Source organism: Candidatus Eisenbacteria bacterium (assembly GCA_016235265.1).
Lineage (GTDB): Bacteria > Eisenbacteria > RBG-16-71-46 > RBG-16-71-46 > JACRLI01 > JACRLI01.
Map to the genome: position 1 here is coordinate 334,689 of JACRLI010000014.1, position 20,077 is coordinate 354,765.

The 20,077-nt window shown below is 70.6% G+C and carries 12 protein-coding genes, 1 pseudogene and 1 riboswitch; of the genes and pseudogenes, 8 read left to right on the top strand and 5 right to left on the bottom strand.

Features of this window, described 5'->3' with window-relative positions:
* Positions 1–242: 242 nt before the first annotated feature.
* The gene (locus HZB25_07970; protein ID MBI5837167.1) at positions 243–1,631 is read right to left on the bottom strand and encodes an IS1380 family transposase; all 1,389 of its coding nucleotides are present in this window, start codon (positions 1,629–1,631) and stop codon (positions 243–245) included.
* Between the two features lie 163 nt (positions 1,632–1,794).
* On the opposite strand from HZB25_07970, the gene HZB25_07975 reads away from it, so the two are divergent.
* Entirely contained in the window at positions 1,795–3,615 is a 1,821-nt protein-coding gene (locus tag HZB25_07975) for a metallophosphoesterase (protein ID MBI5837168.1), read from the top strand.
* A gap of 95 nt (positions 3,616–3,710) precedes the next feature.
* A complete protein-coding gene (locus HZB25_07980) occupies positions 3,711–5,909 on the top strand; it encodes an acetate--CoA ligase family protein (protein ID MBI5837169.1) in 2,199 nt (732 codons plus the stop codon).
* Between the two features lie 166 nt (positions 5,910–6,075).
* Here HZB25_07980 and HZB25_07985 read toward each other — a convergent pair whose 3' ends face one another.
* Positions 6,076–6,942: a hypothetical protein gene (locus HZB25_07985; protein ID MBI5837170.1), complete on the bottom strand. Its 867-nt coding sequence runs from the start codon at positions 6,940–6,942 to the stop codon at positions 6,076–6,078.
* 263 nt (positions 6,943–7,205) lie between these two features.
* Here HZB25_07985 and HZB25_07990 point away from each other — a divergent pair, with 263 nt between their 5' ends.
* The gene (locus tag HZB25_07990; GenBank protein MBI5837171.1) at positions 7,206–7,553 is read left to right on the top strand and encodes a PEP-CTERM sorting domain-containing protein; all 348 of its coding nucleotides are present in this window, start codon (positions 7,206–7,208) and stop codon (positions 7,551–7,553) included.
* A gap of 142 nt (positions 7,554–7,695) precedes the next feature.
* On the opposite strand, the gene HZB25_07995 is transcribed toward HZB25_07990, so the two are convergent.
* Genes HZB25_07995 through HZB25_08005 form a run of 3 tightly spaced genes read right to left on the bottom strand, consistent with a single transcriptional unit; the run spans position 7,696 to position 12,150 of the window.
* On the bottom strand, positions 7,696–8,154 hold the full coding sequence (locus HZB25_07995) for a PaaI family thioesterase (GenBank protein MBI5837172.1): 459 nt from the start codon (positions 8,152–8,154) through the stop codon (positions 7,696–7,698).
* A 10-nt stretch (positions 8,155–8,164) separates the two neighbouring features.
* Positions 8,165–9,577, bottom strand: coding sequence for a sodium:solute symporter family protein (locus tag HZB25_08000; protein MBI5837173.1), 1,413 nt, complete (start codon positions 9,575–9,577; stop codon positions 8,165–8,167).
* A gap of 17 nt (positions 9,578–9,594) precedes the next feature.
* The gene (locus HZB25_08005) at positions 9,595–12,150 is read right to left on the bottom strand and encodes a TonB-dependent receptor (protein ID MBI5837174.1); all 2,556 of its coding nucleotides are present in this window, start codon (positions 12,148–12,150) and stop codon (positions 9,595–9,597) included.
* A gap of 65 nt (positions 12,151–12,215) precedes the next feature.
* Positions 12,216–12,312, bottom strand: a riboswitch (TPP riboswitch).
* Between the two features lie 56 nt (positions 12,313–12,368).
* Here HZB25_08005 and HZB25_08010 point away from each other — a divergent pair.
* From HZB25_08010 to HZB25_08030, 5 genes and pseudogenes are all read left to right on the top strand, one after another.
* Positions 12,369–13,010 carry a thiamine diphosphokinase gene (locus HZB25_08010; protein MBI5837175.1) on the top strand — a complete coding sequence of 214 codons (642 nt, stop codon included), beginning with the start codon at positions 12,369–12,371 and terminating at the stop codon, positions 13,008–13,010.
* 135 nt (positions 13,011–13,145) lie between these two features.
* Positions 13,146–13,826, top strand: a pseudogene (locus tag HZB25_08015) (DUF1028 domain-containing protein).
* Between the two features lie 477 nt (positions 13,827–14,303).
* Entirely contained in the window at positions 14,304–15,809 is a 1,506-nt protein-coding gene (locus HZB25_08020) for a TolC family protein (GenBank protein MBI5837176.1), read from the top strand.
* A gap of 11 nt (positions 15,810–15,820) precedes the next feature.
* Entirely contained in the window at positions 15,821–16,987 is a 1,167-nt protein-coding gene (locus tag HZB25_08025) for an efflux RND transporter periplasmic adaptor subunit (GenBank protein ID MBI5837177.1), read from the top strand.
* Positions 16,984–20,070, top strand: coding sequence for an efflux RND transporter permease subunit (locus HZB25_08030; protein ID MBI5837178.1), 3,087 nt, complete (start codon positions 16,984–16,986; stop codon positions 20,068–20,070). The genes HZB25_08025 and HZB25_08030 overlap by 4 nt, the downstream gene beginning before the upstream one ends.
* The last annotated feature ends 7 nt before the right edge of the window (positions 20,071–20,077 follow it).

Genomic DNA, 20,077 nt, shown 5'->3' on the forward strand with positions numbered 1-20,077 from the left:
CACCCCGTAATCCGTCGATAAGCCAGTTGGAGTAGTGGTGGCGAGGCTTGTTGTTGGCCTGGTGAGGCTCGGAACGCAGTTTTTGCCAGGGTCAGGTGGCGAGCCCGGCAGGTGTGGGGGTGGGGGCAGCCCCGTTGAGCGCTCGGCAGGTGTGGGGGTGGGGGCAGCCCCGTTGAGCGCTTCGAGCCGGCGTGCGGGCAGTCTGCTCCCGGGGTCGATCGGAGCCGGGCGGCCTCGGGTGCTCAGGTGGCGAAGAGCTTCTCGCGAGCGCTGAGGAGTGCTTCGGCTCCCGGGTGGTTCCTGGCGATGCGCAGGATGAGGCGTCGGCCATGCTGGACCAGCCGCCCGGCGAAGTGCAGCAGCAGGAAGCGCAGTCTCCGTGGCCGGTGAGCATTCCAGTGTTGGGGCAGGGCGATCTTCTTGAGGGCGGTGAGCAGGTTGGCGGTGAGGATGGCCAGTTGCCACCAGGCGGCATTGGCTCCGAAGCGCTGGCTGGGCAGCACTCCGCCGCCGAGTTCGTTCTTGAGCACATCGTGGGCCTGTTCGACGGTGCCACAGCGTTCGTGGGACCAGCGCAGCAGTCTCTCGCCGTCCCAGTCCCAGCGGTTGGTGACGGTGGCGTAGTAGTGAACGAGGGCTCCGTCGGCGAAGAGCTCTCCCTGGCGCAGTCGGGCCCGGATCACCAGGTAGCGGTCGGGCAGGACGCCGTTCTTGACGGTGCCGTCGCTGGGGACGAACTCGACCTCGGCCCAGTCGCGATCGGCATGCACCAGTTCGGGACCTTTCCATTGCCGGAAGGGCTTCCAGGCGCTCTGCGGCAGGGCCACGATCTTGCGGCGCAGTTCCGGGCTCATGTCGGCGCTGATGGCAAAGGGGATCCGGCTCTCCCGCAGCCAGTCGAGCACGGAGTGCTGGTAGCCGGCAGAGTCGCTGCGCACGGCGAAGTCGGTGATGTCCAGTTCCTGCAGGCGGGCCACGCTGTCCTTGAGGATCCCGAGGATCCCGCTCTGGGCAGGAACATTGCCGTCCCGGAACTGGCTCTTCACCCACACCCCCTGCTCGGTCCACCACACCTGCAGCGGCTGGTAGCCGGTGCCGCCTTCGTAGACCGGTAGGGCGGTGCGCTTGTCCGACTCGATGATGCTGGCATCCACATCCAGTGTGGCGGAGCTCTGAGGGGAGCGCTTCTGGAGTTCGCGGAGCAGTTGCTGCTGGATGGCGCCGAGAGCCCGGAGGCCCTCGGAGTCGGCAGGCACAAAGGCGGTGTGGGGCAGGCGTGCAGCCACCGCAGCCGGGTCGTGGAAGCGGTTGAGAAAGGTCCGCAGGGTCTCGGCTGCTGGGAGGGCCTTACGGCCCATCAACCGCTTCAGCCCGCCGTCGGCATGCAGCACCCGGACATCGTCCACGCACTCGCCGCCCGCGGCCAGCAGGGCCACCAGGGTCTCGATGCAGGTCGCCTCGGAGTAACCCCGGGCCCGCTGCTTGAAGTTGAAGTGCCTGTGGACGGCGTCCCGCAGACCCAGGGCCCGGAAGGCCTCCAGGAGCAGGGGAAGCCCGGCGTGGGCGGTCAGGAAATCGGCGGAATCAACCAATTGGACTTGAAACGGGAGGCGGGCCTGGCGTAGGTTCATCCGTGCACCTCGCTGGTGAAGGGGAAGCCTCGGAACTCCTCCTTCACTTAACCGCTCCTGGAGCGGTCGGCAAGGTGCTTTTTCTTTCCCGGACCACTTCTTACCGGCGAATCAAGGTACGGATCATCACAACCTGGCCGCTCCGCGCCGGAGGTATCCCCTGATGCGTCGCATTCCCTCGCACCTGGTTGCGCTCGCCCTCGCCCTGGTCCTGCTGCCCTCATGCTTCGCCTCCTCCCGGGCCGCCACCGCCGCCCTCGACTCCACCTGCAAGTACGACGACGGCATGTACACCACCGGCGCGCTCAAGGTGATCTGGAAGCCGATCGTGAACGTGCCCACCATCCTGCGGCCGGGGGACACCCTCACGGTGTGGGCCAACGCGGCGTCCTCGGTGACCGGCTGGGCGGCCTCGCTCAAGTTCGGGGCGCTGGTGATTCCCCTGCCGGCCGCGGGCGGCGGATTCGACGCGGGCAGGAACTTCTGGGTGCTCGGCTTCACCGTTCCCGCGGGCACCGCCGAGGAAGTGTACGACCTGGTGCTGGCCTCCAACGCCACCGCCACCGACACCGCGCGCCACGCGGTGAAGGTCATCCCCGCGTTCCGCAAGGACTACTACTTCGCGCAGATCACCGACACCCACCTGCCCTCAAACAACTTCTCCAGCAACAACGGCTGGTCCACCTGCGACACCGCGCAGGTGGCCGACTGGAACGCGGTGGTCAACGACTTCAATTACATCCACCCCGAGTTCGTGCTGCACACCGGCGACCTGGTGAACGAGGGAGCGCTGCAGCGGCTCTACCACATGTACGAGTACGCGCGCGCCAAGCAGCTGATGTACCGGCTGCGCGACCCCATCTTCCTGGTGGCGGGCAACCACGACGTGGGTGGATGGACCGCCACGCCCGTGCCCATCGGCACGGCGCGCGTGGACTGGTGGCGGTTCTTCGGCTGGCCCTCGTTCGCCAGCCCGCCCGCCGGGTTTCCGTACCACTCCCAGGTGTACAGCTTCGACTACGACTCGCTGCACGTGGCCGGCATGGAGGCGTACAACAACTACGACAACTACCTGCCCGGCACCTACGGCACGGACAGCTTCACCGCGGAGGAGATGAACTGGCTGCAGGCGGACCTGGCAGCGGCCACCGGGAAGCGCAAGCTGTTCTTCTATCACTACGACTTCAACCAGGGGAACTCCGGCAAGCAGATCAACCTCGCCACCCTGGGGCTGGACGGCGCCATCTGGGGCCACGTGCACAGCGTGGCGGACAAGACCAACCGGAGCATCCCGTTCGACCTGGGCCTGCAGTGCGCCTCGTCGAACCGGCGGGCCTACCGCATCTTCCGGGTGCACAACAGCGTGATCACACCCACGCGGATCCTGTATGCCGGCACCACCACCGACTCGCTCAGCGAATCCTGGACCGGGCCCAACGACGGCACGCGCACGCAGCTCACCTGCTCGGTGCGGAACCGCGTCAACGAGACCTGGGATCACTCGCGGCTGGTGTTCCACATGGTGGATCACGACTCGAACTACGCGGCCACCGGTGGCACCGTGGCGCAGGTGATCCGCGAGGGTGGCAAGGCGCACGTGTACGTGGACTGCGTGCTGACCGGCGGCGGTGTCATCACCAACGTGTCGGTGTACCCGACCACGCCGATCGTGACCGCGGTGGACGGGTGGTTCGCCGCCGCGGTGCGCTTCGAGCGCCCGGCACCCAGCCCGTTCCGCCCGGCCGGCGGGCGCCTTTCCCTGCGCTACTCGCTGCCGGCCTCGGCCGCGGTGCGCCTGGAGGTGTTCGACCTTTCGGGACGGCGCGTGGCCACGCTCGCGGACGGCCACCAGCCTCCAGGAGAACACAGCGCCTCGTGGGACGGGCGCGACGCGGACGGCAGGGTGGCCGCGGCGGGGCTCTACTTCGCGAAGCTGCGCGCGGGTGGCGCGGAGAGGGCTGCCCGGATCGTGCTCGTCCGTTAGCTCCGTCCGGTTGGCTTCATGGAACCCTCGCCTGACTTCATGGCCCCGGCCGTGAGCCAGGCGAGGGTTTCGCTTCCCCGGGGCCATCTGCTACCATGCCCCCGACCATGAACACGCTCGATCCATTCTTCACCCCTCGAGGCGTGGTGGTGGTCGGCGCCAGCCGGGACGAGGGGAAGCTGGGTTACGGGGTGGTGCGGAATCTCGTGGAATCGGGCTTCCGCGGCGCCATGCATTTCGTCAACCCAAAGGCCGACCAGATCCTCGGGCATCCCTGCTGGCGCTCCATCTCCGATGTGCCCGATCCCGCCGATCTCGCCGTGATCATCGTGCCCGCCGAGAAGGTCCCGGAGGTGCTGGAGCAGTGCGGCGCCCGGGGCATTCGCGGGGCGATCGTGGTTTCGGGCGGGTTCGGCGAGACCGATGCGCACGGCCGGCAGCTGGAGCGGCGCTCGCTGGAGATCTCACGGCGGCACGGCATCCGCCTCATCGGGCCCAACTGCATCGGGGTCATCCACACCCACCTTCCGGTCAACACCACCTTCCTGATCAGCAAGCCCGTGCGCGGCGACGTCGCGTTCGTGTCCCAGTCGGGCGCCATCTGCCAGGCGGTGATCGACTGGGGCGCGGGCATGGGCTTCGGGTTCTCCTACGTGGCGTCCTTGGGCAACCAGGCGGATGTCTCGGAGCACGAGATGCTGGGGGCGCTGGCGCGCGACGAGCGCACCCGCGTGATCACCATGTACCTCGAGGGCGTGAAGGACGGGGTGGCATTCCTGCGCGCCGCGGAGCTGGCGTCGCGCGCCAAGCCCCTGGTGGCGCTCAAGGTGGGGCGCACCGCGGCGGGGCGCAAGGCGGTGTCGTCGCACACCGGCGCGCTGGCGGGGCAGGCGGCCGCCTACGTCGCGGCGTTCGAACGCAGCGGCGTGCTGCGCGCGGGCTCGGTGGAGGACCTGTTCGGGTGGGCCAAGGCGCTGGCGTGGAGTCCGCCGATGAAGGGCGACCGCGTGGCGGTGCTCACCAACGCGGGCGGGCCGGGCATCCTGGCGGCGGACTCCATCGAGGATTTCGGATTGAAGCTGGCCTCCCTGGCCGAGCCCACCGTGCAGGCCATGCGCGCGGTGGCGCATCCGCACGCGGCGCTCCACAACCCGGTGGACATGCTGGCCTCGGGCGGCCCGGCGGACTACGCGAGGTTTCTGCCGCCGCTGCTGGCCGATCCCGGCGTGGACGCGGTGCTGGTGATCAGCGTGCCGCCGCCCATCGGCGACCAGGCCCCGGTGGCCGAGGCGGTGGTCGCGGCCACCCGGCACGCGGGCAAGCCGGTGGTCGTGGCGGTGATGGGCGACGCCACCGTGGGCGACACGCTGCGCGTGCTGCGGGCGGCGCACATCCCCGACTACAAGTTCCCGGAGCACGCGGCCTCGGCGCTCGCGGCGCTGCACAAGCGACAGGCGTTCCTCGACCGCCCGCCGCACCGTGCGCCGGTCCTGGAGGGCGTGAATGCCCCGGCGGTGGGCCGGCTGCTGCGCGACGCCCCCGGCGAGCTGCTGCTGGGCACCGCCGCCACCGAGGTGGTGGCCGCCTACGGGCTGCGCGGCCCCGCGGAGACGCTGGCGCGAACGGCGGACGAGGCCGCCGCGTGGGCCGCGAAGAACGGCTTCCCGGTGGCGATCAAGGTGGCCTCCGCCGACATCTCGCACAAGTCCGACGTGGGTGGCGTGGTGCTGGGCGTGGCCGACGAGGCGGCGGCGCGCGAGGCGTTCCGACGCGTCACCGAGGCCGGACGCAAGGCCGTGCCGGCCGCGCACATCGATGGCGCCACGGTGCAGCGGATGGTCCTCACCGGTCAGGAAGTGATCGTGGGCGCGGTTCGCGACGAGCAGTTCGGTGCGCTGGCCATGTTCGGCGCCGGCGGGGTGGAGGTGGAAGGGGCGAAGGACGTGGCGTTTGGCCTCTGTCCGCTGTCGCGCGGCGAAGCCGAGGCGATGATCGACGCCACGTTCGCGGGGCGGCGCCTGCGCGGGTTCCGCAACATCGCCCCCGCGGACCGCGAGGCCGCGCTGGATGCCCTGCTGCGTCTCTCGCGCCTGGCCGCCGATTTCCCCGAGATCTCCGAGATGGAGGTGAACCCGCTGCGGGTGCAGCGCCCCGGGGAGGGTGCCGTGGCGGTGGACGTGCGGGTGAAGCTGGCCGGCGCGAAGGCCGGGGAGCCGCCGGCCGAGGCCGAAACCGTTGGATCCGCGCCGGTCGCGGGGAAGACGGCCCGCGGGGCGCCGCTGGCCTCGAAGTGATGGGCCCGGGGCTCCCGGGAGCGGGGTGGATGTCCCGCCGTCGCGTGGGCTGAGCGCACGGAGGATGGGGGCGCCCGCCCTTCCGCGAAGATCGAGATCGGCCGCCGGGGGAGCCCCGGCGGCCGATCTCGTTGCCTGCTGGCGAATCTCCCGCGGGAATCAACCCCTACCGGAACCGAATCCCCGCGGAAAGCGTGAGGTGGTCGAATTCGCCGTGGCCGGCGTCCACCATGTGCCAGTTCCCCTCGATGCCGTAGCTCAGCCCGCGGGAGCGAAACTCCAGGCCGGCGCCTCCGAACCCGCCGAAGCGGACGTCCAGGCCACGGTGGCCGAGACCCCAGATGTCGGCCCGATCCGGTGCGCCGTGCACCAGGTATGCACCGGCCCCGGCCTTCACGTAGGGCCGCACGGAGGAGTACGGGAGCGCGCGGAGCGTGGCGACCGCGGTGATCGGGATCACGTAGTCGTGGTCGCGGTGCGAATACACCGGGTACGGGGGAGGCGCGATGCCTGGGGAAGGGACCAACGGGGTGGCGGTCCCACCCGCCAGCGGCATGATCCCGCCGTCCTGGATCGCGCCGCGTCCCAGTCCGTGGTAGCCGGCCTCGATTCCCAGCCCCAGTTCCGGTGTGAGCCAGTGCCGCAAGCCGAGATCCACCGCGAGGCCCCCCTCGAGCCCGTCACCGCGGTGGCCCATCCCGGCCATGTCCATGTACGCGATGTAATCGCGGGTGTCGGTGACGCCCGCGAACCCCACGCCCAACAGGAACTCCGTGCCCCCGCGCTGCCTGTGGCTCCAGTCGCGGCGATGCCGGTAATCCCGCCTGCCGTGCTCACCGCGGTACCCGCCGCGGCCCTCTCCGCGGTCGCTGCCGCGGTACTCGTCGCGGTCACTGCCGCGGCATTCGCCGCGGTCACGGTCATGGCCTACCCGGCAACATCCGGGAGCGTCGCCACCCCCGCACTCTCCGGCCCATGCGGCCGCGGGCAGCAGGATGGCGAGGCACAGGGCGAGAGCCAGAAGTCGATTCATGCTGCCTCCAGACAGGTGTGTTTCCCGGGCTCGGAACGCTCGCAAAGGCCCTCCCGCTCGGGAAAGCCCGGAACTTCGTGCTGAGGGTACCACAGGTGCGCCGTGGAGGGTCCGGATGGGGCGGCAGCACTTGCGGCCGCGGATACCGAGGCTGGAATCCGTGAAAAATAAACTTGACGGCATATAAATAAATCGTATAATCATGGGAGTCGGAAGTCCATCCGCACTTCCATGGGATCCACCCCCATCCAGGAGGTTCATAAATGAAGCATCTTGTTATCGCTGCGGCAGTTGCGGTTCTGGTTGGAGCCCTCGCCGGCCCCGCCGGCGCGATGATGCTGCAGGATCTGGGCCTGACCAACGGCGGGGACAGCCAGGAGCTGACGCCCGTGGCCCCGGGCAATGTCCCGTCATTCGCGACCACGCTCTCCACGCCCATCGGCAGCTCTCCCAGCGTGGGTGAGGGCGGCGGCGGCCAGCCGTCGGAAGGCTGGATCACGCCGACGGTCGTCGACCCGCTGTGCAACCCTGCCTCGCCGGTGCCCGAGCCCGCCACCCTCACGCTGCTGGGCATGGGCGTGCTGGCGATGAGCAGGTTCCGCAAGCGCTAGCAAGGTCGGGAACTCCCCACCCGCACCACGTCCGGGGCCGCCGCCAGGGTGGCCCCGGATTCGTTTCTTCCCCTCTGATGAACGGCTCGGCGGCCCGACGGGCTCCCGCGCGCGCCGAAGCGACCGTTCCCGCGCGCGGCGATTACCAGCGATGAAAAGCCGGGTGGCCTTCCTTCACCGCCACGAAGAGCCCGCGGCAGGTGGCGGTGGGCACCCCGTTGGCGAAGAGCGTGGTCTCCACCCAGGCGCGGTCGGGCGTGGATTCCACCACCTTGGCGCGCAGCTCCAGCACCGCGTCCATCGGCGTGGGCTTGCGCAGCTTGACGTGGAATTCCGCGGTGACGGTGCAGGGCACGGTGTCGGCGCCGGCCTGGTTCATCAGGTGCCACGCGGCGGTCCAGTTGCTGTGGCAGTCCAGCAGCGTGCCGCAGATGCCACCGTTGACCGCGCCTTCGTAGGCCAGGTGGTGCGGCTTCGGCTTCCAGCGGCACACCACCTCGTCGCCCTCGACGACACTCTTGATCTGCAGTCCCTCGGGATTGTCCGGGCCGCAGCCGTAGCAGCGATTCCGGGGCGCGTACTTGTCCTGTAGGTTCTCCATGGGGGGAATGCTAGCGGCCGGGCGGCGGGATGGGCAAGCGGCTCCCGGAAGTGCGCCCGCGCCCCATCGTGTCCGCGGCATACAGGATCACGCTCACGCTCAACCCCGCGTAGATCGGCTCCAGCCCCAGCGCGTATCCAGCAGTCGCCCCGGAGAGCCGGGCCGGCAGCAGCCACGCCAGGGAGGTCCCGCCGCTCAGGAGCATCGAGGCCAGGGCGAAGCCGGGCCGCATCCGGAAGCGCTCGCTGTAGGAGGCCGCCAGCGGCACCAGCAGCGCGGGCACGCCCACCGAGCCCACGTCGTGCCACAGGTCCACCGCGGACTGGAAGAACAGCGCCAGCGCCACGGCCACCACCGCCGTGAACACGAAGCCCGCCTGCACGTAGGCGTTCACCCGCCGCTCGTCCGGCTCGCGCCGCCAGCGCCACACGAGGTCGCGCCCGAAGTTCACCCCGCCGATGAAGGTGTAACCGTCCACGGTGGACATCACCGTGGCCAGCAGCCCCAGGTAGAACAGGCCCTGCAGGAACGGGGGCAGGAACGCCAGCGCCAGCGCCGGGTAGGACTGCGCCGGGTTGGGGAGGTGCGGGAGCAGGGCCCGCGCGTACATGCCGGTGAAGGTGGACAGAAAGTCGAACAGCGCCCAGAACAGGATGGAAATCAGCACCCCCCGCTGCGCGGTGGCCTCGTCCTTCGCGGCGAAGGCCCGCTGGTAGAAGGTGGGCTCCACCAGCGTCTGCAGCGCGATAAAGTACCACACGAACACGTACTGCGCGGAATTGCCGCCATGCCAGGTGAAGTGCGCGGCGGGCAGGTGGGTCTTGAGGAAGCCCCAGCCCCCGAAGCGGGCCGCCAGCAGCGGCAGGGCCACCATGAAGCCGGCGAACATCAGCACGAACTGCACGTTGTCCGCGTTGACCACGGAGCGCATGCCGCCGCGCAGCGAGTAGGCGGTGCCGAAGAAGGTGCCCACCAGCACCGCCACCCACAGCGGCCCGCCGAACAGCATCTGGATCAGCACGCCGAGCATCAGCACGTAGGGCGCGGGGGAGGAGAGGATCTGAAGCACCGCCGCGCCGGCCAGCCCCGCGGACCGGCCGTAGGCGCGGTGCAGCTGGTCGGGAACGGAATACAGCCGCGAGCGCCGCGCCCGCCGCGCCAGGAACATCGCGAACAGCGCAGCCCCCAGGTAGTAGGGCGCCCCGAACACCAGCCAGTTCGAGATGCCGTAGCGATAGCTGTACTCGCCCACGCCCAGGATGCCGCCATACCACGTCGTGACCAGCGTGGCCACGAACGAGGGCAGCGCCAGGGTGCGGCCCATCACCAGGTACTCGGCGGTTTCCCGACGGGCCGTGCCGAACAGCCGCACGCCCACGTACAGCAGGAACGCGGCGTAGGCGCCGATCAGCGCCAGGTCCACCGGGTGCAGCGACGGGTTCAGAACTCCGCCTTCACCGCGGCGTACACGTTGCGGGTGGCCGCCGGGTAGAAGTACGGCACGTCGCCGTACACGTAACCGGACGTCTCGTGGCGCCTGTCGAGCAGGTTGTTGGCGCGCAAGTCCAGCAGCAGGCCCCGTGCGCCCGCCAGCGCCCCCAGGTCCAGCGTCGCCGAGGCGTTCAGCAGGGCGTAGCCCGGCACGATCCGCGCGGCGTAGCCGGGGACGGCGCGCAGTTCCGGCGTCCTGCGGTTGTCCTCGGTGTTGTCGAGGTACTGCGTGCCCACGCCCGCCAGCGTGAGGCCCACGCGCGACCCGCCGCGCCGCCAGGCCAAGGTGAGGTTCGCCATCCGGCCGGGGAAGCCCGCGATGACGTTGCCCGAGTAATCGTTGGTGGTGGCCGAGTCCACGTGCTCCAGGTACGCGCCGAAGCGGTTGCGGCTCACGGTCAGGTTGCCTTCGATCGAGAGCCCGAAGCTCGCGCGCCACGAGCCTTCCAGCTCGATCCCGCGGTGGGAGGAGCGCGCCGCGTTGCCGGTGATGGGCACGCCATAGCGGTCCACCTGCCCGTTGGGCACGATCTCGTCGCGGAAGTCCATCCAGAATGCCGTCAGGCGCGCGTAGGCCGCCCCCGAGCGGTAGCCGCCACCCGCCTCGAAGTCGTTCATCCTCTCCGGGTGGATCAGCGGGTCGTTGTAGATGCCCCGCGCGGGGTCCAGCTCGCCGAAGAGCGGCTTGCTGGAGGGATCGTCGGCCCGGTAGATCTCACCCAGGATGGGCTCGGCCGCCACGCGGGCGAAGCTGGCGAACGCGTGCCAGCGCGGGTCCAGGTTCCAGTTCGCCGCCACGCGCGGGTTCAGGAAGGTGTAGTCGAGCGCGAAGTCGTAGCCGTTGAAGCGGTCCTGGTCCACCGCGTAGCGCGTGCTGCGCAGCTGAAGGCTGGCGGTGACCCGCAGGTCGGGGCGCGCAAGGTATGTCTCCTGCGCGAACGCCGAGAGCACCCGCACGTGGCCCGTGTAGTCGTACATCCGCTGGTTGGGCTCCACGCCCGGGGCCAGCGCCCTCGCCCACGTGAGCTCGCCGAAGTGGCGCCCGCTGTGCCCGCGGGCCTCGCCGCCCACGGTCAGCTCGCCGCGGCCGCCGGCGTGCGCCAACCTCACCCGCGGCACCCAGCCGTAGTGCTGGTTCTGCACCCACAGCCGTTGGGTGAGCTCGGACGCGGTGACCCGGAACTTCCCGTCCGGCAGGCGCACGGGGTTTCCCGCGGTGTCCGCCTCGTAGTACCCCGAGGGAAAGAGCGCGGAGTCCGCCACCTCGAAGGTGGGCAAGTGGCGCGAGGCCAGGTCCTGCGGGCCCCACGGCATGTCGTCGTAGTAGCCCTCGCCGGTGTACAGGAACAGCGTGGAGGTGAGCGTGGCCGCGTCGGAGAGCCGCGCGCTCTGGATCAGCTCGTAGTGCGGCTCGAAGAAGTTGTCGGTCTCGCCCTTCCACTCCAGCGGGTTGTACCGGCGGTCCCGGTCGCGGTCCCCGCTCACGGCCCCGTCGAGGTACGGGCGATCCACGCCGTAGTAGGCCAGGTGGAGCTGCTCCGGCCCGCCGTAGATGTTCAGCCGCGAGGTGAGGCCCTTGTCGAGACGCACCGCCGAGAGGAAGTACGACCACAGGCTGGACCACGACTGGTCGCGGTAGCCGTCGCTCAGGATGCGGGAGTAACGCGCGGAAACCGCGTAGCGGTCCTCGAACAGCCCCGACTCGTACTCCGCGGCGTAGCGCCGCGTGTTGAAGCTGCCATAGCCGGCGGAGAGCCGGAAGGCGCGCTCCGGCGTGACCAGCGGGGTTTCGAGGTTGATGGAGCCGCCCACCGCACTGGCGCCCGAGAGCACCGTGCCGGCGCCGCGCTGCACCTGCAGCAGCGAGGTGCTGGCCAGCAGGTCCGGGTGATCCACCCAGTACACCTCGTGAGACTCGGGGTCGTTCTCGGGCACACCGTTGATGCTCACCGCCACCCGGCGCTGGGAGAAGCCGCGCACCCGCACGTAGGAATAGCCCACGCCGTTGCCGGCGTCGGAGTAGGCGAACACGCTGGGGGTCCCGGCCAGCAGCATCGGGACGTCCTGGGCCCAGTACTTCTCCGAGACCCCGGCGCGGTCCAGCTCGGTGAAGCCCACGGCGGACTTCCGTTCCACGGCCCGCGTGGTGGTGACTTCCACCTGGGGAACCGGGATGGGGCGGCGCTCCAGGCGGAACTCGAGCGCCTCGCCGGCGTCGAGGCGCGCGACGGCCTGGCGCGAAGCCCTGTAGTCCGCCCGGGACGCCTCCACCACGCACGGCGCGGAGGGAGGCGCGGGCACGGCCAGCAGGAAGCTCCCCTGGAAGTCGGTGAAGGTCTCGATGGCGGGGTCGAGCACCCGGACCCGCGCGTTGGCGAGCGGCGCGCCGGCGGTATCGAAGACCCGCCCGCGGAGAACCGTGGGAGGATCCGGTTGGCGGGCCCACGAAGGGCCCGCGGCCGCGAGCAGCAGCGCCGCAGCAATGAACAGTGGGAGGTTACGCATGGGCTGGCCTTCCTTCCGGAAAACGGAAACCGCGCCCAGGCAGGGGAGCGCGGCAGGAAAGAAAGCCTTCACTGTCGCCGTTTCCCTACGCTGGCATGACCCAGATCAGGTTCCTTAGGGTGTTTTCTCAGGCCGGAAATCCGGCCACCCCTAACGGCAGGAACCAGCATGCGGCGGCGTGGAAATGCTGTCAAGTCTCCTGTACCCTGCCGGGTGCGATGAAGAACCTTCGAACGGCGGTGATCCTGGCCAACGGCACGCCCCCCGGAGCGGACCTGCTCCGCCCGGCGGTGGCGTCCGCCGCGCTGTTCGTGTGCGCCGATGGCGGCGCAGACGCCGCGCGCGCCCTGGGCGTGACGCCCCACGCCATCGTGGGAGACCTGGACTCCATCACCCCGGAGACTCTCGCCCACTACCACGACGTGCCCGTGCACCGCGACACCGACACCTCGCGCACCGACTTCGAGAAAGCGGTGGAGTTGGTGCTGGCCCGCGGCCCCTTCGAGCAGATCCGGGTATTCGGGGCCGGCGCCGGGCGTCTGGATCACATCCTCGGGAACCTCTCGGTGCTGCTGCGCTACCTGGGCCGTGCGCCGCTGGTGCTCGAGGACGAGCACGGACGATCCTGGGCCGCCGCCGGTGACGTGCGCCTGGTGGAGCCGGCGGGTACGGTGGTGTCCTTCTTCGCGCTCGGCGAACCCGCCGAGGGGGTGAGCACCGAGGGGCTGCGCTACCCCTTGAGCGGCGCGCGCCTGGAGATGGGCGCGCAGGACTCGGTCTCCAACGTGGTGGAGGCCATGCCCGCGTGGATTCGCGTGGCGCGCGGGCGGATCCTGGTGACGATCGTGACGCGGGCCTGAGGCAGTGTGGGGGACGAGTGGCCACGGTGAGGTGGGGCGCCCTTCCCGCAGCTGGTGGGAGGGGGTATTCTGCGAGCGCCACCGCCGCGACCGCGGTGCTGGCGAGGGAGGGTTCTCGTGTCGGTCCGCTGTCTGATGTTTTTCGCCGCCCTGCTCGGTTCGGCATGTGGTTCCGGTTCCGCCGCTGCCGCCGACCTGCACTCCAACATCGCCACGTTCTCCATCGTGGCCTGCGACTCCGCCACCGGCGACCTCGGCGTGGCGGTGCAGTCGCGCTTCTTCGCCGTGGGCTCGGTGGTGCCGTGGGCGCGCGCGGGCGCGGGGGCGATTGCCACGCAGGCGTTTGGCAACACCACGTTCGGCCCGCGCGGGCTGGCGCTCCTGGCCGCCGGGATCCCGCCCGCGCAAGTGCTGGACTCGCTTCTTTCCACGGACGCGCAGGGCAAGCAGCGCCAGGTGGGCGTCGTGAATTCCCGCGGCACCTCGGCGACGTTCACCGGCACCGAATGCCAGAAGTGGGCCGGCGGGCGCACCGGTCGCCACTACGCCTGCCAGGGCAACATCCTGGCCGGCCCCGGCGTGGTGGACGGGATGGCGCGGGCGTTCGAGCAGACCCGCGGGCTGCTGGGCGATCGCCTGCTGGCGGCGCTGGACGCCGGGCAGGCCGCCGGCGGGGACAGCCGCGGGATGCAGTCCGCGGCGCTGCTGATCGTGCGCGCGGGCGGCGGCTACGGCGGATTCAACGATCGCTACTGCGACCTGCGCGTGGACGACGCGGCCAACCCGTTCTCGGAGCTGCGGCGGCTCTACAACCTGTGGAAGCCCGAGGCGCTGATCCGCGACGGCTACACCGCCTGCGATTCCGGCAGGTTCGAACTGGCCTTCACGCTGGGCCGCGAAGCGCTGGCGGTGGACAGCATCACCGGGGCGCCGCATTACCACCTGGCATGCTACCTGTGCCGCGCGGGCAAGCCGGACGCGGCGCTGGAGGAGTTGGCCCGGGCGGTGGCGAGGGACCCGAAGCTGGGGGTCCAGGCGCGCACCGATACCGACTTCACCCCGGTCCGGGAGTCCTCCCGGTTCCGGGAGCTCGCCGGGCTGAAATAGGCCGCGGGAATCGCAACCGCGCAGGAGCCCGCGCATCCAACCTATATCGTCGCAGCACAGTCACTTAACCGAGGATAGGCGCGAATGATCTCTTCCCCCATCCGTCCCCGGCGCCGGCCCCCCTGGCTGGCGGGGATGCTGCTTGTCTTATGTCTGGCCCCATTCCGGGAGTCTCGCGCCGCGGAGATGGCGTCCGCTTCGGACGCCAACCCCGACAGCGCCCTGGCGCGCACGCTCGCCGGCATCCCGGGCTCGCCCATCACGCTGGACCAGGCGGTGGCGCTGGCGCTGCAGCACGCCACACAGGCCCGCGAAGCCGGCGCCGGCCTGGACGCCGCCCGGGGCGCGCTGCGTCGCGAGCGGGGAGTATTCGACCCCGAGCTCTACGCCAGCGCGCAGAAGTCGCACGACGAGCGGCCCAGCGCCTCGCCGTTCCTGGGCAGCGCCGGGGTGCAGAGCGACGAGAGCCGCGTGGCCGGCGGCGCCCGCATGCGCACGCGCCTGGGCACCGAGCTGGACCTGTCGCTGGGAACGGTGCGCCTGGAGAGCAACCCGTCGTTCTCCTCGCTCAACCCCGGATACACCACGGTGGGCGCGCTCACCTTCACACAGCCGCTGCTGAAGGGTTTCGGGCCCTCCGCGCGCAAGCGGCTGGCGTCCGCCGAACATGGAATGCTCGCCGCCGAGGCGCTCTACGACGACGCCACGCTGGCGGTGCGCTCCCAGGTGGAGCAGGTCTACTGGGACCTGTACGCCGCGGGCCGCGACCTGGCGGTGCAGCAGCTCAGCCGCAACCGCGCCGCGGCATTCCTCAAGGAGGCCGAGCTGCGCGCCCGCGCGGGACTGGCGGGGCCGGTGGAGCCGGCCAACGCGCGCGTCTTCCTGGCGGAGCAGGAGCAGGCGGTGCTGGACCGCGAGGAGCGGCTGGACCAGGTGTCCGACCAACTGGGCTCCTTGATGGGTCGCCGACCCGAGGGCGGGTCGCGCTTTCGTCCCGCCACCGAGCCACCCGGGGACTTCACCGTGGAGCCCGAGGACACGCTGGTGGCCCGGGCGCTCCGCGACAACGGAGTGGTGCGCGCCGCGCGGCAGTCCGAGGAGTCGGCGCGGGCCCTGGCGCGAGGCGCACGCTGGGACGCGCTGCCGCGGCTGGACGTGTTCGGCACGCTGGCCGCCAACGGCGTCGCGGGCACCGGGCACGACATCATCTTCGGCGCCGACACGCTGCACAACAGCGCCACCGGCGGCTTCGGTGACACCTGGGACCAGGTGCGCAAGCGGCAATACCCGGCGTGGGTGGCGGGGGTGCGCGTCTCGGTGCCCATCGGGTTCCGGCAGGACGGCGGCGAGCGCGACCGGCTGCGCTCCGAGGCCGAGCGGGCCCGCCAGCAGCGGCTGGCCGCGGAGCGGGCGCTCGAGGAGCGGGTGCGCGCCGCCTCGCGCGAACTGCGCCACGCCACGCGGCGGCTCGAGGCCGCGCGCGGAGGGGCCGAGGCCTCCACCGAGCAGGTGCGCATCGGCTCCCTGGAATACCAGGCGGGCCGGACCACCGCCTTCGAAATCGTGCGCCTGCGGGCCGACCTGGCCGCCGCGCAGCAACGTTACTCCCAGGCCCTGGTGCGGGCCGCGAAGGCCGTCGCCGAACTGCGCCGGCTCACCGGGGCCGGTTTCCCCGCCGCGACCCACCCGTGAGGACGCCATCCATGAAGATTCCCGGAAGAACCCTGGTCGCGACCGCCCTGCTGGCCGCGCTGGCCGGCTGCGGCCCGCGCGGTGGCGGATTCCAGATGCCGCCGACGCCCGTGGAAGTCGCGGAGGCGAAGGTCGAGGGCGTGACGGACCGCTTCGAGGCCGTGGGCACGCTCGAGGCCGCCGAGCAGGTGACGCTGGTCTCCGAGATTGACGCCTCGGTGGTGGGCATCTCCTATCGCGAGGGCGAGACGGTGCGCCGCGGCGGCCTGATCGCCCAGCTCGACGACTCGCAGCTCCGCGCGGAAGTGAACCGCGCCGAGGCGCTGCGCGTGCAGGGCAGCGTGGCCTTCGCCCGCGTGAAGTCCATCGTGGAGCAGAATGCCGGCTCCCAGCAGGACCTGGACAACGCCGCCGCCGCCCTCAAGGTGGCGGAGGCCAACCTGGACGTGGCGAAGGCCCGGCTGGCCAAGACCCGCATCGTCGCACCCTTCGACGGGCGCGTGGGCGCGCGACGGGTGAGCCAGGGGGCGTTCCTGCGCAGCGGACAGCCCATCGCCGACATCGCGCAGCTGAGCGAGCTGCGGGTGAAGTTCTCCGCACCGGAGCGCTACCTGGGCGTGCTGCGCCAGGGCGCGCCGGTGACGGTGTCCACGCCCGCGGTGCCCGGCTCCGAGGTGCGCGGGCGGATCGACGTCATCGACCCGGTGCTGGACCCGGGCACGCGCAACGCGCGCATCACCGCGCGGATCGCCAACCCCGGCGGCCGGTTCCTGCCGGGCATGTCCGCGAACGTCTCGGTGGTGCTGGCGGCGCGGCCCGCCGCGCTGACCGTGCCCAGCGAGGCGGTGTTCGAGGAGGGCGACCAGTCGGTCGTCTACGTGGTGCAGCCCGACAGCACGGTGCTCAAGACGAACCTCACGCTGGGCAGCCGCCAGGCCGGTGCCGTGGAAGTGGTGAAGGGCCTGGAGGCCGGCGCGCTGGTGGTGCGCGCGGGGCACCAGAAGCTCTTCCCGGGGGCCAAGGTGATGCCCATGACCGCCGAGATGCTCAAGATGATGAGCGCCGGCGGCCCGCCGGGCGGCAAGCCCGGCGCCGGCGCCCCCGGCAAGCCCGGTGGCGCCCCCGCGGCCGGCAGCAAGACGGCGGCACCCGGCAAGGCGGCGGGAACGAAGCGATGAAGCTGAGCGAACTGTCCATCCAGCGCCCCGTCTTCGCGACGGTGATGAGCCTCGCGATCGTGCTCTTCGGCGTGATCGCGTTTACCCGCCTGCCGGTGCGGGAATACCCGGACATTGACCCGCCGATCGTCTCGGTGGTCACCCTCTACCGTGGCGCCAGCCCCAGCGTGGTGGAGACCGAGGTCACCGACGTGATCGAGGAGCAGCTGGCCACGCTGGAAGGGGTGAAGACCATCACCTCCTCCAGCCGCGAGCAGGGCTCGGTGATCACCGTCGAGTTCGAGCTCAAGCGCAAGCCGGACGAGGCCGCCAACGACGTGCGCGACCGCGTGGCGCGCATTCGCGGCCGGCTGCCGCGCGAGGTGGACGACCCGGTGGTCTCCAAGGTGGACGCCAACGCGCAGCCGGTGTTCTGGATCGCGCTGTCCAGCGACCGCCACAGCAACCTGGAGCTTTCCGACGTCGCCGACCGCGTGCTCAAGGAGCGCCTGCAGCGCCTGCCCGGCGTGGGCGCGGTGTTCATCGGTGGGGAGCGGCGCTACGCCATGCGCGTGTGGCTGGACGCGCGGCGCATGGCCGCCTTCGGGCTGACCACGCAGGACGTGGAGCGCGCGCTGGCCCGGGAGAACGTGGAGATTCCCGGCGGGCGCGTGGAAGGCGCCACGCGCGAGTTCTCGGTGAAGACGCAGGGCGACCTGGTGACCCCGGAGGAATTCGGGGCCATCGTCGTCACCCAGGGCGCCGGCGGCACGGTGCGCCTCTCGGACGTGGCCCAGGTCGTGGTCGGAGCGGAGGACGAGCGCAGCACCGCCCGCTTCAACGGCCAGCCGGCCGTGGGGCTGGGCGTGGTGAAGCAGTCCAAGGCCAGCACGCTGGACGTGGCGCGGGCGGTGCGCGAGGCGCTCCCGGCGCTGCAGAAGCTGATCCCCGCGGGCATGAAGCTCAGCGTGGCGTACGACTCCTCCACCTTCATCAGCAACTCGATCACCGAGGTGGTGCACACGCTGATCATCGCCATCTGCCTGGTGATCCTCGTCATCCTGGTGTTCCTGAAGAGCTTCCGCGCCACCCTGATCCCCACCCTGGCCATCCCGACGTCCATCATCGGCACGCTGGCGGTGGCGTTCTTCGCCGGGTTCACCATCAACATCCTCACCCTGCTGGCCATGGTGCTGGCCATCGGGCTGGTGGTGGACGACGCCATCGTGGTGCTCGAAAACGTCTTCCGGCACATGGAAATGGGCAAGTCGCGCCGCCAGGCGGCCTTCGACGGTTCCAAGGAAATCGGATTCGCGGTCATGGCCACCACCATCACCCTCGTCGCGGTGTTCGTGCCGGTGGCGTTCCTCACCGGGGCGGTGGGACGGCTGTTCAACGAGTTCGGCATCAGCGTGGCGGTGGCGGTGCTGATCTCCGGGTTCGTGGCGCTCACGCTCACCCCGATGCTCTCCTCCCGCATGCTCAAGCCGCTGCACGGTGCGAGCAACTCGTGGGCCACGCGCTCCTTCGACGCCTTCTTCGAGGGGCTCAACCGGGTGTACGACCGCATCCTGAACGGGGCGCTGCGCCGCCGCTGGGCGGTGCTGGGGGTGGCCCTGCTCCTGGTGCTGCTGAGCGTCGGGGTGGCGCAGATGCTGCCGCGGGAGCTGGTGCCGGTGGAGGACCGCGGCACCGCCTTCGGCATCCTCATCGCGCCCGAAGGTTCCACGCTGGCCTACACCGACCGCTACATGCACGAAGTGGAGGGCAAGCTGATGGCGCTGCCCGAGCGGCGCGGGCTGTTCAGCGCCGTGGGCCTGGGCTTCGGCGGGCCGGGCCGGGTCACCAACGGGTTCATGTTCCTGAGCCTCAAGCCCCACGAGGAGCGCAAGCGGAGCCAGCAGCAGATCGTCCGGGAGATGTTCCCGCAGCTCTTCGCCATCCCCGGCGTGCTGGCGTTCGTGATCAACCCGCCCAGCCTGGGGGGCGGCTTCTCGTCCTCGCCGGTGGAGTACGTCCTGGAGGCCGACTCGTACGACCAGTTGCAGGCCTCGGTGGCCTCCATGATGGGCCAGGCGCAGAAGCTGGGCTACCTGATCAACCTCGACTCCGACCTGCGTCTCAACAAGCCGCAGCTGGAGATCTCCATCGACCGCGACCGGGCCGCGCAACTGGGCGTGTCCGTGACCGACATCGGCACCACCCTCGAGACCTACCTGGGCGGGCGTGTGGTGGGCAACTTCAAGCGCGCCGCGAAGCAGTACGACGTGATCACCCAGCTCCGCCCTGCGGAGCGCACCACGCCCGACGCCATCCGCGACCTGTACGTGCGGGGTCGCGACGGGCTGGTGCAACTGGCCAACGTGGTTCGCGTGCGGGAGTCGGTGGCGCCCAAGGAGCTCAACCACTACAACCGCGTGCGCTCCGCCAGCCTCACCGCCAGCCTGGCGCCGGGGGTGAGCCTGGGACAGGCGCTGGACGCCCTGGACGGCATCGCCCGCACCAGCCTGCCGCCCACGGTCAAGCACGAGCTGGGCGGGCAGTCGCGCGACTTCCGGGAGTCGAGCAACAGCCTGTACCTGCTGTTCCTGCTCGCGGTGGTGTTCATCTACCTGGTGCTGGCGGCGCAGTTCGAGAGCTTCGTGCACCCGCTCACGATCCTGCTCTCGGTGCCGCTGGCGGTGGTGGGCGCGCTGGTCTCGCTGTTCGTGTTCCGCCAGAGCCTCAACATCTACTCGCAGATCGGGCTGATCATGCTCATCGGGCTGGTCACCAAGAACGCCATCCTGATCGTGGAATTCTCCAACCAGCTGAGGCACCGCGGCATGGCCGTGGCCGAGGCGGTGGTGGAGGCATCCAAGATCCGGCTGCGGCCCATCCTGATGACTTCGTTCGCCACGGTGTTTGGCGTGCTGCCCATCGCCATCGGCCTGGGGGAGGGCGGGGAGTCCCGCCGGCCGCTGGGCATCGCGGTGGTGGGAGGGCTGTTGTTCTCCACGTTCCTCACGCTGGTGCTCGTGCCGGTGGTGTACACGATGCTGGCGCGCTTCACCGAACGCGAGAAGCACGAGGAGCCCGGGAAGCCACCGGCGATGTCGGAGTAACCCCGGC